The sequence below is a fragment of the Bacteroides sp. MSK.18.37 genome (assembly GCF_019129155.2).
GTDB lineage: Bacteria > Bacteroidota > Bacteroidia > Bacteroidales > Bacteroidaceae > Bacteroides > Bacteroides ovatus.
Window position 1 is genome coordinate 6,901,218 of record NZ_JAHOIB020000001.1, and the last position, 15,206, is coordinate 6,916,423.

Sequence of the window (15,206 nt, forward strand, 5' to 3'; positions counted from 1 at the left end):
GATATATTACAACAACGGGCTGAAATAGAAAGTTTTAAGTTAAGTAAATTTTAACCGGATGCTGACAAAGCCAGCCCGGACATCAACGACTATATATCCACTCTTTCTGAATATATTTCCCTTCCCGGAGCTGATTAACAGCCTCTATTTCCTTCCCGGTAAAAGCACTGACAGATTGGGACTTACTGAAATACTGAAAAGCCTTCTCTTTAAAATCAGTTACAGTTCCCTCCGGTAAATAACTCCGAATATTGGTTACCTCACTCCGAACGGAAGGAACGGCATATACTGACGATAAAGTTTCATCATCAACCATCAGTTCCGGATTCAAAGCTTTATGCAATGCTGTCAGATCCGTATCATACAATAAAGTGCAATGATACAACACCCGATTCTTATGTACGCATTGCGCACTCCCTGATATTTTCAATCCATTCAGATAAATCCCCAGTCGTTCGCCTCCTTTTGCCATCAGGCCTATAGAGTTCAGGAAATCCAATGTCCGTTGCAAGTACGTAACAAATTCCGGCAATCGGGGAGCCGTTTCTATAAAAGTCAGATTGATATTGCCCAAATCATGGTACACCGCTCCCCCACCCGAAAAACGACGGGCAATATGTACTCGTTCCTGTTCCGCCCATTTCTTATCGACTTCCGACCGCAACCGCTGATGCTTACCTATTACCACAGAAGGAGTATCCTGCCAAAGCATGAAAATATCTTCATTTCCCTGCTTCAACAGATACTCTTCTGCTGCCAAGTGAAAGTAAATATCAGTAAACGGACTATAGATACATCGAATCATAGATCAAGCGGAATAAGAGTTAAAACATAATTTCGTGATAGATCTCTCCAACCGTAGGATGTGGAAACACAGTCTTCTGGAATTCCTCCACCGTGTACCCTCTCTGAATAGCAATACCTGCTATCACAATAAGTTCTGATGCCGGATTTCCCAACATGTGACAACCGATAATCTTCCCATCTTCATCCTGAATCAGCTTACAGAGCCCGTTTCCCTGTTCATTCTCCGCAACGAAGCGTCCGGAATAAGCCATCGGTAATTTCGAAATACGGTAAGGAATTCCTGATTTTACCAGTTCTTCTTCCGTCTTTCCCACTCCCGCCACTTCAGGGTTGGTATAAACGACTCCCGGAACACAATCGTAATTCATCCGGTCTTCCACTCCTAAAATATGATTGATGGCGACTTCCGCTTCACGGATAGCAGTATGCGCCAATAAAGAGTAGCCTGTAATATCACCACACGCATATACACGAGGATGCGAAGTCAACAGATGTTCGTCTACTTTCACTCCATTCCGATGCAGTTCTATATTCAGCTTGTCCAGTCCCACCTTGGATAGATTTGCCTTACGTCCTACACTAAGCAAGATCTTCTCCGCTTCAATAGCAGACATCTTGCCTTCTTTTTCTATCACAACTCCATGAGGATTTACTTCCACCACTTTCGTATTCAAATAGAAAGTGACTCCCCGTTTGGCATATTCGGCACGAAGCATACCACTGGTTTCCTTATCCATCGCTCCCAGAATCTCCGGCATCATTTCTACAACATGTACTTTCACGCCCATACTGTTGAAGAAAGAAGCAAACTCCATCCCGATCACCCCGCCACCAATAATGACCAGTGTCTTAGGGAGTTCCTTTATCTCCAAGGCCTCCTTGGAAGTCCAATAACTGATTTCTGACAGTCCCGGTATAGGAGGAATCACTGTATCAGAGCCGGTACATACCAGCAAATATTTCACGGAATAGGTTTCTCCGTCACAAGTGATTTGTATTTTCCCCTCTTTCTCTCCTTCTATCAGAGCTTCCTTTTCTATAATAGTCACTCCGTAAGAACTCACAGTCATCTTCACACCGCCCGTCAACATTTTTACTGTTTTATCTTTACGGCTCATAATCTTGGATAAATCGAACGAAGGAGATTCGGCAGAAACGCCGTATTTGGAAGCACTCTTGATGCTATCCAGTATTTTAGCAGAATATAACAAAGTTTTAGTAGGAATACACCCCTCATTGAGACATACTCCCCCCATTGCCTTTTTCTCAAAAAGAACAGTTTTTAATCCGTTGGCCCCTGCCCGTTCGGCAGCTGTGTACCCGGCCGGACCACCACCAATAATAGCTATATCAAAGTTCATAATCGTATTTTTTAGTAATAATACGATTATAACAAATATGAGAAGAGATAAGTTGTAGGGAAAAGAAATACCCGTTACTTAATTGTCAACTTTTTAAGTTCCTCTAACGAGCCATTAAACACATTCAAATCTACGTCTTCTTTAATGCCGGGAACACTTCCTACATCCGTATGTTGCCAAAAGTGCCATTTCCCCTGATACCGCACAGAGTCCACATAATAATGGGCAATCCAATAAGGGTATGCATTGAAGATAGAGTCGTCCAGGTAACGGGTTTTAAATTTATAAGAAGTGTATAGAATAGGCTTCACTCCATAATGAGATTCCACCCGGTCCAGCCAGCGTTTGATGCCTTGCTGTAATTCCTTTTTTTCCTTCCGCCCGGTCACTTCCACATCAAGTACGGGAGGTAAATCACCGGAAACAAGTTTTACCGTGCGAATAAAGAAGTCCGCCTGTTTCAAAGCATCCGTGCTCGGAATATAAAAATGATAAGCGCCACGGATAAATCCATGATTACGGGCATTGGCAAAATTTGCCTCAAATGTGGTATCGTTATGATCTCCTCCTTCTGTGGCCTTCATAAAGACGAAATGTAAAGGAGTAGCCGTCTCCTTATTCTGCAACAGCTTCTTCCAGTCAATCTTTCCCTGATAGTGAGAAATGTCAATACCATGAATATCATATCCGTCAGGGATGCAGACACCATATTCCTTTAAGCCATGGCAAGGTTTCCATCGATAAGCATAAGGGCGGATAAAGAAATAATAGAAAGCGACGGAGAAACAACCGACAATCATCACTGCCAGAATATTACGAAGCCAGGTAGGCATCACAGTTCGATGCTTCACCTGTTCCTTTTTTGAAGTACGGGAAGTCTTGGAAGAAGAGGTCGTTCCCTTTCTTTTAGTGGTGGAAACAGTTCTTTTCTTCTGTACGGCAGACATCGGGTTGTTGCGTTGTGGCATTTACTTTAAACGATCAATGTTTTTAGAGATAGGCACGGATTACACGGAATACAGGGTTATAAGAAATAACTAAAAACCGTATTAATCCGCGTAATCCGTGCCTGAAAGAACCCTTCATTGCAGCTGTTGTATTAACAACTACTTTGAAATGTATTTATTTAGCTTGTTCCAGTTGCAAAGTCTTAGTTGCCTGGTCGCAAACTTCTGTAGGACCGAAGTATTGGATCGGACCCGGATATACATAATCCGTTTCGATAGCCCAACGTTCGCGTTGTGCAGCAAATGCTTTGAAAGGAGCACCATCCAGTTTTACCAATGCTTTCTGGATAACCGGCTTCATTTCACCGTGACGACGTTCCATGTTCATCATCATGGTAATAGGCACACCACCAGCAATCCATTCAGCAGCAGGAGCTGTTGTGTTACGTACAGAAGACATATAACCAGTCTTACCGTTAGCAATCAACATAGAAGCTGTGTAACCCAAAGAGTAGCAATAGTCAGCGTCAAAATTTGACGGAGCAGCACAACGTCCTTCATAACCGAAGAAGTGGTGTTGAGCAGCAAATTTACCAACATACTTGCCTTCTTCTTTCCATGCAGCCAACTTAGTAGCTACCATTTCAGACAACAGTTTTTCAGTTTCGATCAATGATACCTGAACGTTTCCGTGCGGGTCACGATCCAAAGTCAACTGACGGGCAACACCTTCCGGCAGACTAGCATAAATAGCAGAGTTTTCCGGAGAAAGTTTGCGGATGATATAATCACGTTGGTGAGATTTCTTAATCTGACCGAATTCTTCAGCATTAGCAGCCAGGAAGTCATTCAATTCAGCAATCAGACGTTTCATGGCAGGAATGAACTCTACCAATCCTTCCGGAATCAAAACTGTACCGAAGTTGTGTCCTTGTGCTGCACGGTCTGCTACCACTTTAGCGATAGATGTTACTACATCGTCCAAAGACATATCTTTTGCTTCCACTTCTTCTGAAATGATACATACGTTAGGCTGTACTTGCAAAGCACATTCCAGTGCGATGTGAGAAGCCGAACGACCCATCAATTTGATGAAGTGCCAGTATTTACGTGCAGAGTTACAGTCACGTTGGATGTTACCGATTACTTCAGCATAAGTCTTACAAGCTGTATCGAAACCGAAAGAAGTTTCAATCATATCGTTCTTCAAGTCACCGTCGATTGTTTTCGGGCAACCGATTACCTGTACACCATACTTCTTAGCAGCATAGTATTCAGCCAATACACAAGCATTTGTATTAGAGTCGTCCCCACCAATAATAACCAGTGCCTTGATGCCCAGTTGTTTGATGATTTCAAGTCCTTTTTCAAACTGGCTTTCAGCTTCCAGCTTCGTACGTCCGGAACCGATGATATCGAAACCACCTGTGTTACGGTATTCGTCGATGATATCAGCAGTCAGCTCCATATAGTTGTGATCTACCAGACCACCAGGACCCAGAATAAAACCATATAATTTGTTTTCCGGGTTCAATTTCTTGATACCATCGAACAAACCGGAGATTACATTGTGTCCGCCCGGAGCCTGACCACCGGAAAGAATTACACCTACATTCATAGCAGGAAGAGCAACAGCTTCACCAGCTTCGAATGTAATCAACGGCATTCCATACGTGTTCGGGAATAATGCTTTGATAGCTTCCTGATCGGCTACAGATTGAGTAGCAGCACCTGCTACAGCCTTAACAGCTCCTGATGCCAATGCTTTCGGAAGTTTGGGCTGGTAAGCAGCCCTTGCGATTTGCAATGCACTTTTAGTCATTTTCTTTAATTTTTTATTTAAAGGTGTTAGTAAGTTTCTTGTCAAACTTGAAAAGCGTTGCAAATTTCGCATTTTTTTCCGAATTATAAAAATTCTTCTTCTGTTGTTTTTAAGACAAAAGAAAGAAGAAAGAAAAATTAAGGCTATCTCCCGACGTAGGAGATAGCCTTTACGTTTTCTTCAGCGAGCTAATTTATAATATAATTCTAGGGATTCTGCTCCCAGCCTCCGCCAAGAGCCTTATAAAGTTGAACCACCGCAATCAACTCGTCACGAATGGCATTACTCAATCCGATTTGGGCATCAAAGTATCCACGTTGGGCATCCAACACATCCAGATAGTTGATGACTCCATTGATGTACTGCAATTGTGCCAAGTCCATGTAGCTCTTGGCCGAACGTTCCAGATTGGCACGAAGTTCGTACACTTCCTTAATCTTGTTGAAGTTGACAATCGCATTACGTGTTTCCTTGAAAGCTTCCAGTACGGATTTCTCATAACTATGTACTTCAGCCTCATAAGCAGCCTTTTTCGCTTTCAATGCCGCACGGTTCTTTCCCCAACCAAAGATAGGAGTTAATAAAGCTCCTTCCATAACTGCATAGGGAGATTTCAAGAGTTCCGACAAAGAAGTACTTTCACTACCGAAACCACCTGTCAGGGCAAGACGCGGGAACATATTCGTATAGGCCACTCCTACTTTTGCATTGGCAGCAATCAATTTCTGCTCTGCCTGACGAATGTCGGGACGGCGTTCCAACAAAGTAGACGGCAACCCTACAGGAAGTGTTTCCGGAGAATTAAACTCCTGAAGCAAACGGGAACGGGCTATCTTATTAGGATATTCACCCGCAAGATAAGCAATATCGTTCTCTTTCAGGGAGATTTTACGTTCCAAGTCAGGAACCAAAGTGGCCGTACGTGCCAACTCCACTTGTGCCTGTCGATAGGAAGTCTCGGAAGTCAATCCACCGGCAAACCGGATACGCGCCAGGCGCACCCCTTCTTCACGGGCTTTCAATGTCTGTTTGACAATATCAAGCTCTGTATCCAAAGCTACCAGTTCATAGTAAGCCTGTGCCACTTCAGCCACAATCGTCATCTGCAATGCACGTTGTGCTTCAATAGATTGCAGATACTCGGCAATGCTGGCCGAACGCGCCCAACGCAGATTTCCCCAAAGATCGACTTCCCACGAAACGAGGAATTGTGCTTCAAAGGTATCCGATCTCTTGAAAGCATCTCCTCCATGATTCTCGAGTTCGCGTTCCCCTGTCACTTTTCCTTTAATATCCGGAAGCAATGCAGCCGTAGAAATTCGTTTCTGCGCAGCCATTTCTTTCACACGGGCAGCAGCAATCAGCATATCTTTATTATGATCCAATGCACGCTCTATCAGACTTCTCAATGTAGCATCTGTATAAATATCCCTCCAGTCCTGGTCACCGAAGCTAACCGAATCCTGTGATCTTTCCAAGCTGTCGGGTAAATGAAGATCAGGACGGACATAGCTTTTCCCTACCTTGCAGGAAGTCAGTACTCCGGCAAGTAACAGGATAGCAATATATAGTTTCTTTCGTTTCATTATTTCTTATGTTTTAAGATTTTCGACTTTGTTTTATACACCATCACAAAGAAGAACGGCACAAGAATGATACCAAATACGATGGCAAATATCATTCCGAAAAATACACCTGTACCGATTGCCTGCCGGCTTGCCGAACCCGGACCACTTGCCAGTACCATCGGAAGCATACCGAGCACAAAGGCAAGAGAGGTCATCAGAATCGGACGGAAACGCAATTTGGCTGCGTATATGGCCGATTGCACCAAGTCTTCACCTTTATCTACCTGCACCTTTGCGAACTCTACAATCAAAATTGCATTCTTAGCGGCAAGTCCGACCAACATAACCAAGCCAATCTGGAAATAGACATCGTTTTCCAATCCGCAAACCCATACTCCCAAATAGGCTCCCAAAGCAGCCACAGGTAAAGAAAGCAACACAGCAATAGGCACTGTCCAACTTTCGTATTGTGCAGCAAGGAAGAGGAAAACGAACAAGAATACCAGTGCCATCACCATACCCGTCTGACCTCCCGCCTGCTTCTCCTGATAGGAAAGGCCGCTCCATTCCAGTCCGATATTATCGGGAAGATGATCGCGGGCAATCTGTTCCATGATCTCCATCGCCTGTCCGGAACTATATCCTTGCGCAGCTGCTCCACGAATAACGGCCGTAGTAAACATATTGAAACGTTTGATACTTCCCGGTCCTGTGGTATATGATGCATTTCCCAGAGAAGTCAATGGTACCATCGCTCCATTGGAGGCTTTCACAAAAAACAAATTAATATTGTCTTTGTGTTCGCGATAAGGAGCTTCTGCCTGAATATAAACCTTATATATACGGTTGAACATATTAAAGTCGTTCACATAAACCGAACCGGTATAAGCCTTCATGGTAGAAAACACATCAGCCAAAGGTACACCCAGCATCTTCACTTTGTCTCGATCCACATCAAAATAGAGTTGTGGGATTTCCGACTGCAAAGAAGATGACAAGCCCGCCAACTCTTTGCGTTTGGATGCGTAGTACATTAATGTATCTGTCGCGTCTACCAAATTATCAAAAGTGGCTTCTCCACGAGCTTCCAGCTGCATCTCAAAACCTCCCGAACTACCGAGCCCCGGAATAACCGGAGGAGTGGACAGATAGACTTTACATTCCGGATATTCCTCAAGATGTTTCTCTACCGTATGCATGATCTTCTCAATAGTGGTACTCTTCCGTTCCTCCCAAGGTTTCAGGATCACCGTCAGTTCTGCACGTCCCTGGTTACTTCCGACACGAGGACTACTTCCCGTTACATTCTGTATATACTCAATGTACGGGTTCTTTTCCAGATAAGCAATGGCACGCTCTGTCACGATACGGGTACGTTCCAGAGTAGCCCCTTCCGGCAGTTCCAATTCAATCTTGAAATATCCCTGATCTTCCACAGGTAAGAAACTGGTCGGAATAATGCGATGAATCAACATGATAGCAATCAACACCATACCAAAAGCACTCAAAACTCGACGAGGATGCTTAATTGTACGAGTTACGGCAGCTACATACTTATTACTACCGATACCCAGCCATTCATTAATCTTCCGGAAAACGATATTCTTTTTCTTCCCGCTATCCGGTTTCAGAATCAGCGAACACATCACCGGACTCAATGTCAGAGCCACGACCGTAGAAATAAGCACGGATACTACAATTGTCACCGTAAACTGGCGATACAACTGTCCTGTAATCCCACTTAAAAAGCTAACCGGGACGAACACAGCCGCCAATACCAGCGAAGTGGCAATCAAAGCACTGGCAAGTCCGTTCATCGCTTTTTTCGTAGCTTCATAAGGACTTAGGTGCTCCGTTTCCATGATATGTTCCACACCTTCCACCACCACAATCGCATCATCCACCACAATACCGATCGCAAGGATCAATCCGAGCAATGTCAGGATATTCAATGAGAAACCGAAAATCAACATGAATCCGAAAGTACCGATCAATGAAATAGGCACCGCCACTACCGGAATCAACGTTGCACGCCAGCTCTGCAAGGATAAATAAACTACCAGAACCACCAATACCAACGCTTCAAACAACGTCTTATATACTTCATGGATAGATTCGGAAATATAAGTCGTCATATCGAACGGAATCTCATAGCTCAATCCCTCCGGAAAGTTCTTACTAATCTCATCCATTGCCTCTTTTACTCTCTCGGCCACTTCCATCGCATTAGCACCCGGTAACATATAAATACCAAGCACGGCAGCATTTTCACCGTTGATACCACTCTCTGTATTATACGAAGAAGCTTCCAGCGATACACGTGCCACATCTTTCAATCGAATGATAGAACCATTCGCATTGGCACGTACTACGATATCTTCAAATTGTCCTACAGTGGAAAGACGTCCCTGTGTCGTGATAGGAATCGTGATATCCAATCCTTGTACAGGCTGTTGTCCCAGCACACCCGCTGCTGATTCACGATTCTGATCTTTCAATGCATTCTGCAAATCCTGTACGGTCAGTCCGAAGTTTGCCAGCTTATCCGGCTGCGCCCATATCTGCATGGCATAATAACGGCTACCGATATTGGATACACGTCCCACTCCGGGAATACGGCGAATCACATCGAGCACATTGATGGTAGCAAAGTTACTCAAGTAAATCTCATCGAACTTTGGGTCGGTAGAAGTCAAACAAAGCGTCATCAACTGACTGGGAGCCTGTTTTTCTACCGAAATACCATTCTGAATCACTTCCGCCGGCAAACGGGATTCTGCCAGTTTCACACGATTCTGAATCTCAACAGCTGCCAAATCCGGATCAGCAGATACATCAAAAGTAACTGTTGCCGAAAAACCTCCGGAGTTAGAACTATTTGATTCCATATAAAGCATCCCCGGAGTACCATTGATTTCCTGCTCAATCGGGGTAGCTACTGCCTGTGATACAGTAAGTGCACTCGCACCCGGATAAGAAGCACTAATCTTCACCACCGGAGGAGTAATCTGCGGGTATTGATCCACCGGAAGCATCGTCAGACCAATAATACCGACAATCACAATCACGATGGAGATTACAGCCGAAAAGACCGGCCTATCTATAAAAAAAGTAACTTTCATCGTTTATTCTCCTTTCGCGTTATCCTTCGTTCCGGTAACATTTTCTTTCGCCCCGGCCACTTCATTTTTTGTCGCAGTTATACTATCCTGGGCTTCTGCATCCGGTTGGCTCACCCGTACTTTCATACCCGGAGTCAACTTATGGAACCCTTCTACAACTACCATTTCTCCTTCTGCCAATCCTCTTTCTACCACCACATTATTCCCGACTTCCGGTCCTAATTCGATAAAACGTTTCTCTACTGCATTATCCCTGCGCATGGTATAAATATATGCTCCACCCTTTTCGATGGTAACGGCTTTCATTGGAACAACGAGTGCTCCTTCACGAACATCCAGCAACAATTTCACCTTTGTAAACTGTCCCGGCAACAATACTTGTTTCGGATTAGGCATTTCTGCACGTACAGAGAAAGTGCCGGTTTGAGGATCCACCTGGGGTTCGGCAAAATCCACGTATCCTTTGAATGGATAGACTGTGTTATCTGCCAATGTTATGGTAATATTGGGCTGCCAGGAACGGGTAGAATCCTGCTGTCCCAAATTAATATTTCTTTCTTTACTCTTCAGATAATCGAGTGCCGTCATACTAAAATCAACCAACACCGTATCACTCTTCACAATAGTAGCAAGCAATGATTTTCCCCCGGGTCCCACTAACGTACCCAAATCCACATTTCTTTCACTAATGTGTCCCGACAAAGGCGAACGGACAATGGTGTAGCCCAGCTCCAATTCAGCCTGTGCCAAATCCGCCTCACTCATGGCTACCGTTGCCTCAGCACTTTCATAAGCAGCTTCCGCATTATCCAAATCCAACTGGCTTGCAGCATTCTGCTCAAACAACGGACGGATACGTTTTAAATCACGCTCCGCCTTCAAAGCCTGCGCTTCGTCTTTTTTCAACTGCGCTCTGGCCTTATCAGCTTTGGCACGATACTGGTCCTGATTAATGACAAACAAAACCTGATTCTTATTGACATATGTACCTTCGGCAAAAAGCATATTTTCCAGATAGCCTTCCACCCGGGCACGGACTTCGACGAACTGTTGGGCACGAATACGCCCTACATACTCCCCGTATATCTCTACATCATCTTTCACTACCGGTTCTACAATGACTGTCGGCATTTCCGGCGCAGCCTTCTGAGGTCGGGTCAGTATCCAATACACACCCAACACAAGTACCACACATATAATAGCAGCAATGGTTCTCTTTCTCCTCAGTTTCAACTCATGTTTCGAAAAGAATAATCTCATATCGAATCTTATTATTTAATTTAACTTATGTTTGTTCTATACTCTTTCTTGCAATTAGTATGCCAAAATTCATTACACCTATTATTTACTGGTATTCAGTCTATTATATTTTGCCTTAAGAAATGTAGAAATGTAGAATCCACCAGATAAAATGTAGAAATTATCCACATTTCCGACTTTTGGAACATTTTTTTTAATTCCCATTTCAACAACTAAACAAATTATGCTCTACATTTGTATTATATTAAACATCAATACTAGACCATGTCCTAATGAAAAAACAAATCTTTTCAACATTAGTTTTATCAATTGGCATCTTATTGCCTTTTTCTTTGCATTCTCAGGAACAAAGAAAAAAGGTAGGTGTCGTTCTAAGCGGCGGCGGTGCTAAAGGAATGGCACACATCAAAGCACTGCAAGTGATCGAAGAAGCCGGAATTCCTATTGATTATATAGCCGGCACCAGCATGGGAGCTATCGTAGGCGGTCTTTATGCCATCGGTTATACTCCGGAACAATTGGATAGCATGGTACGAAAACAAGATTGGACATTCCTATTGAGTGACCGTATCAAAAGAAGTGCCATGTCATTAACAGATCGTGAGCGATCTGAAAAATATACAGTCTCTATTCCTTTCACCAAAACTCCCAAAGATGCCGCTACCGGAGGAATCATGAAAGGACAGAATCTGGCTAATCTATTTTCAGACCTTACCGTAGGGTATCATGACTCTATCGACTTTAATAAACTTCCCATTCCTTTTGCCTGTGTAGCAGCCAATGTTGTTAATGGAGAACAAATTGTATTCCATGACGGAATACTCTCTACTGCCATGCGTGCCAGTATGGCTATCCCCGGTGTATTTACTCCGGTACGGCAAGACAGTATGGTATTAGTGGACGGTGGCATTGTAAACAACTATCCGGCAGATGTTGTGAAAGCCATGGGGGCCGATATTATTATCGGAGTAGACGTACAGAATGCTCTGAAGAAGGCTGACAAGCTCAATAGCGTCCCCGACATTCTGGGACAAATTGTAGATATCACCTGTCAGTCTAACCATGAAAAAAATGTAGATCTCACAGATACCTATATCCGTGTCAATGTAGATGGATATTCATCCGCCAGTTTTACTCCAGCCGCCATTGATACCCTGATGCGTAGAGGCGAAGAAGCAGCAAAAGCCCAATGGGGTTCATTGCTTGCTTTGAAAAAGAAAATAGGAATAGCCGAAGATTATACCCCGAAACAACATGGTCCTTATTCTTCTCTTTCTAATGCGCGTACGGTTTATGTGACGGACATCTCATTTTCCGGTGTAGAGGTGGATGATAAAAAATGGTTGATGAAGAAATGTAATCTGAAAGAAAACAGCGATATTTCCACTCAACAAATAGAACAGGCCCTGTATCAGTTACGTGGCAGTCAGTCCTACTCCAGTGCCAGTTATACGTTGAAAGAGACACCTGAAGGTTATCACCTCAACTTCCTGTTACAGGAAAAATATGAAAGAAGAATCAACCTGGGCATCCGTTTCGATTCGGAAGAGATCGCATCTTTGTTGGTCAATGCAACAGCAGACCTCAAAACTCGTATTCCTTCCCGCCTGGCTCTTACCGGTCGGTTGGGTAAACGATATGCTGCCCGCATAGACTATACGCTGGAACCAATGCAACAGCGTAATTTCAACTTCTCGTATATGTTCCAATACAATGATATCAATATTTACGAGGAAGGCGACCGTGCCTATAATACAACTTACAAATATCATCTGGCCGAATTCGGCTTCTCTGATGTATGGTACAAGAATTTCCGTTTCGGACTCGGTCTTCGTTTTGAATATTACAAATACAAAGATTTCTTGTTCAAGAAACCTGAAATTTCCGACCTGAAAGTAGAATCCGAACACTTTCTAAGTTATTTTGCCCAAGTGCAATATAATACCTATGATAAAGGACGTTTCCCTTCTAAAGGAAGTGACTTCAGAGCCGCCTATTCACTCTATACGGATAATATGGCACAATACAACGAACACGCTCCATTTTCAGCACTGAATGCTTCGTGGGCAAGCGTCATTCCTGTAACCCGCCGTTTCTCTATCATTCCTTCCATTTATGGACGTATCCTGATCGGAAGAGATTTTCCCTACCCGCTGCAAAATGCCATTGGCGGTGACGTACCTGGTTTCTATATTCCACAGCAATTACCATTTGCCGGGGTTACCAATCTGGAATTGATGGATAACACCATTATGATTGCATCTATTAAGTTCAGACAACGCATGGGAGCCATTCATTATCTTACACTGACGGGTAACTACGGACTAACAGATAGTAATTTCTTCGATATATTGAAAGGCAAGCAATTATTCGGTATCAGTGCAGGCTATGGAATGGACAGTATCTTCGGGCCATTGGAAATATCATTGGGATATTCCAATCAGACGGACAAAGGAAGTTGCTTTGTGAATTTAGGGTATTACTTCTAATGTAATACAGTATTTTCGAAAAGCAAAAGAGGAGACCGCTTCACAGTGACCTCCTCCTTCTATACTCTATATGAACATGCCCCAAAGGGTTTATTGGAAAAGGAGCATATTCAAAAGGGTTTTATCTTAAAATGAATAATTAAAAACTTATTATACTGCCATCAACTTGACAAACGGTATCAAAGTCATATCAACGATCTTCACAGACAGTTGATATTTGGGGAAATGTGCATCAAAATAAAATCTGATGCATGGGGCCAATTAGGTAAAGAAGTACCTCTGTACTTTTTTCTAATCGACTAAGGCAGGGATTCAATGCTACAAATGAATCTAAGCCCCTTACTATAAAACATCTTAGATACTACCACCCTTACCACCGCTATGTGTCGGATTATAAGTAACCGTTTTATATTGATGGTCCGTACCGGTATAACGAGTTGCTGTAATCGAAACAGACTTTGCAGTACCCTTAAACTTTACATTAGCCGTCAACGTGGTAGTACGGACTTTTGCATAGCAAGTATAACTCATGGTAGTATATCCGTTTACATTTACAGTGTTATAAACACGTTCAGTTTCCGTAATGCCAGATACCGATCCCATTAATGAGAACATACGAGTTTTCATAAAAGCAACCATTGCATTCACCGTTTTTGTATCTTCAGCACTAGCACCAGCTCCTAATTGCGATTTAACTTCAGCAACAAGACCAGCATCATTCTTATCATAGTCCCAACCAGACTTTTCCTTATATTTCAGTTCAATGCCAGCCACCGCTTTAGCATTCTCGCTATTATCACGACTAGCTTGTCCTAGAATATTAGTTGTCACAGTTTCATTACTAATCTTGCTATATACTTTATTCTCTATAGCATAAGCAGAGAAGTGATCGACTTCGGCTGTATATGCAGTGACAGCTCCACTTTCTGTAGTAGAAGATATATTTTTAATTACATTTCCATTATTATCTTTTGCATCCCCCCATTCTCCTGTATTTGGATTCTGATAAGTAAGTATCATATCAGCATCAGCGAATGTTATTCCAGGGATAGGATTAGGAATAGAAATCGTAACAGACTTCTTAAATTTCAAACCAGACGGTTCAAATTTAGCAGCAGCTAAAGGTATGCTTTTAGGTACATCTCTATTCACGTCCTCTGCCTTTACTTCAGTAGTTACTTCTTCAGGAGCAGGAACAAAGGTTGTCACACTAATGTTGACTTTACCATCTTCAACAATTCCTGCTTGTTGTTGAGATGCCTCAATTGCATCTTCCGGTATTGTCAGTTCGACTTTCACGAGCGGTTTATCCTCTACCACTTCTTCCGGAGCAACTTCTCCCGGCTTTTCAATTGCCTGATTCGATTCACTATTATCCTCTACTTTAGTTTCTCCTGTAGCCTCTATTGACACAGCAGTTTTCGGACTCTCCTTTGTCAAAGCCAGAGCTACCGTTACCACACTACGATTCTCTGCATTATTTGCAATGACAACTGACGTTTTCTGTGAAAGATATCCATTAGAAGACGCTTCAATACTATAAGTACCTGTAGCACTTTCTGTAACAGAGAACTTACCATTCGAGTCGGTTGTGTAATTTTTACTACCCACTTTTACCTTTGCCCCATCCATTGCTGCTCCTCCGGAAGTCACCGTCCCCATAATGTAATACTCTACAACCGGTTTCGGAGTTTCAACAACTTCCCCTTCTGCCGGTTTCGGATCGTCATCATCATCGTGACAGGCTACTGTCGCAAAAGTTAACATACCCAAGGCTATCGCCATGGCACCCACATAAAACCATTTTACACTTTTCATAATGTTCAAATT

At 43.1% G+C, this 15,206-nt stretch carries 9 protein-coding genes; 1 reads left to right on the plus strand and 8 read right to left on the minus strand.

The genetic code is table 11. The features are described 5' to 3' along the window. Positions 1-82: 82 nt before the first annotated feature. The 7 genes from KSX81_RS27305 to KSX81_RS27335 form a co-directional block, all read right to left on the minus strand. Positions 83-805 (minus strand): biotin/lipoate A/B protein ligase family protein, encoded by a 723-nt coding sequence (locus KSX81_RS27305; RefSeq protein ID WP_004297389.1) that lies wholly within the window; start codon positions 803-805, stop codon positions 83-85. A 19-nt stretch (positions 806-824) separates the two neighbouring features. After that, positions 825-2,168, minus strand: coding sequence for a dihydrolipoyl dehydrogenase (lpdA, locus tag KSX81_RS27310; RefSeq protein ID WP_004297388.1), 1,344 nt, complete (start codon positions 2,166-2,168; stop codon positions 825-827). A gap of 74 nt (positions 2,169-2,242) precedes the next feature. Further along, complete coding sequence (locus KSX81_RS27315; protein WP_004297385.1) at positions 2,243-3,136, minus strand: glycoside hydrolase family 25 protein; 894 nt, start codon at positions 3,134-3,136, stop codon at positions 2,243-2,245. A 154-nt stretch (positions 3,137-3,290) separates the two neighbouring features. Then, entirely contained in the window at positions 3,291-4,937 is a 1,647-nt protein-coding gene (locus tag KSX81_RS27320; RefSeq protein ID WP_004297384.1) for a diphosphate--fructose-6-phosphate 1-phosphotransferase, read from the minus strand. A 206-nt stretch (positions 4,938-5,143) separates the two neighbouring features. Continuing rightward, positions 5,144-6,523, minus strand: a complete 1,380-nt coding sequence (locus KSX81_RS27325) for an efflux transporter outer membrane subunit (RefSeq protein WP_004297381.1) — start codon at positions 6,521-6,523, stop codon at positions 5,144-5,146. Next, positions 6,523-9,627 carry an efflux RND transporter permease subunit gene (locus tag KSX81_RS27330; protein ID WP_004297380.1) on the minus strand — a complete coding sequence of 1,035 codons (3,105 nt, stop codon included), beginning with the start codon at positions 9,625-9,627 and terminating at the stop codon, positions 6,523-6,525. Before KSX81_RS27330 ends, KSX81_RS27325 begins: the two co-directional genes overlap by 1 nt. A 3-nt stretch (positions 9,628-9,630) precedes the next feature. Beyond that, positions 9,631-10,887: an efflux RND transporter periplasmic adaptor subunit gene (locus tag KSX81_RS27335; RefSeq protein WP_004297379.1), complete on the minus strand. Its 1,257-nt coding sequence runs from the start codon at positions 10,885-10,887 to the stop codon at positions 9,631-9,633. Between the two features lie 272 nt (positions 10,888-11,159). Here KSX81_RS27335 and KSX81_RS27340 point away from each other — a divergent pair, with 272 nt between their 5' ends. Beyond that, positions 11,160-13,376: a patatin-like phospholipase family protein gene (locus tag KSX81_RS27340; protein WP_004297378.1), complete on the plus strand. Its 2,217-nt coding sequence runs from the start codon at positions 11,160-11,162 to the stop codon at positions 13,374-13,376. 354 nt (positions 13,377-13,730) lie between these two features. On the opposite strand, the gene KSX81_RS27345 is transcribed toward KSX81_RS27340, so the two are convergent. Beyond that, positions 13,731-15,194 (minus strand): carboxypeptidase-like regulatory domain-containing protein, encoded by a 1,464-nt coding sequence (locus KSX81_RS27345; protein ID WP_004297377.1) that lies wholly within the window; start codon positions 15,192-15,194, stop codon positions 13,731-13,733. Positions 15,195-15,206 lie beyond the last annotated feature (12 nt).

Coding starts and splice junctions, on each gene's coding strand:
- KSX81_RS27305 (WP_004297389.1), bottom strand. CDS start 805: ATGATTCGATGTATCTATAGTCCGTTTACTGATATTTACTTTCACTTG.
- lpdA (WP_004297388.1), bottom strand. CDS start 2,168: ATGAACTTTGATATAGCTATTATTGGTGGTGGTCCGGCCGGGTACACA.
- KSX81_RS27315 (WP_004297385.1), bottom strand. CDS start 3,136: ATGCCACAACGCAACAACCCGATGTCTGCCGTACAGAAGAAAAGAACT.
- KSX81_RS27320 (WP_004297384.1), bottom strand. CDS start 4,937: ATGACTAAAAGTGCATTGCAAATCGCAAGGGCTGCTTACCAGCCCAAA.
- KSX81_RS27325 (WP_004297381.1), bottom strand. CDS start 6,523: ATGAAACGAAAGAAACTATATATTGCTATCCTGTTACTTGCCGGAGTA.
- KSX81_RS27330 (WP_004297380.1), bottom strand. CDS start 9,627: ATGAAAGTTACTTTTTTTATAGATAGGCCGGTCTTTTCGGCTGTAATC.
- KSX81_RS27335 (WP_004297379.1), bottom strand. CDS start 10,887: ATGAGATTATTCTTTTCGAAACATGAGTTGAAACTGAGGAGAAAGAGA.
- KSX81_RS27340 (WP_004297378.1), top strand. CDS start 11,160: ATGAAAAAACAAATCTTTTCAACATTAGTTTTATCAATTGGCATCTTA.
- KSX81_RS27345 (WP_004297377.1), bottom strand. CDS start 15,194: ATGAAAAGTGTAAAATGGTTTTATGTGGGTGCCATGGCGATAGCCTTG.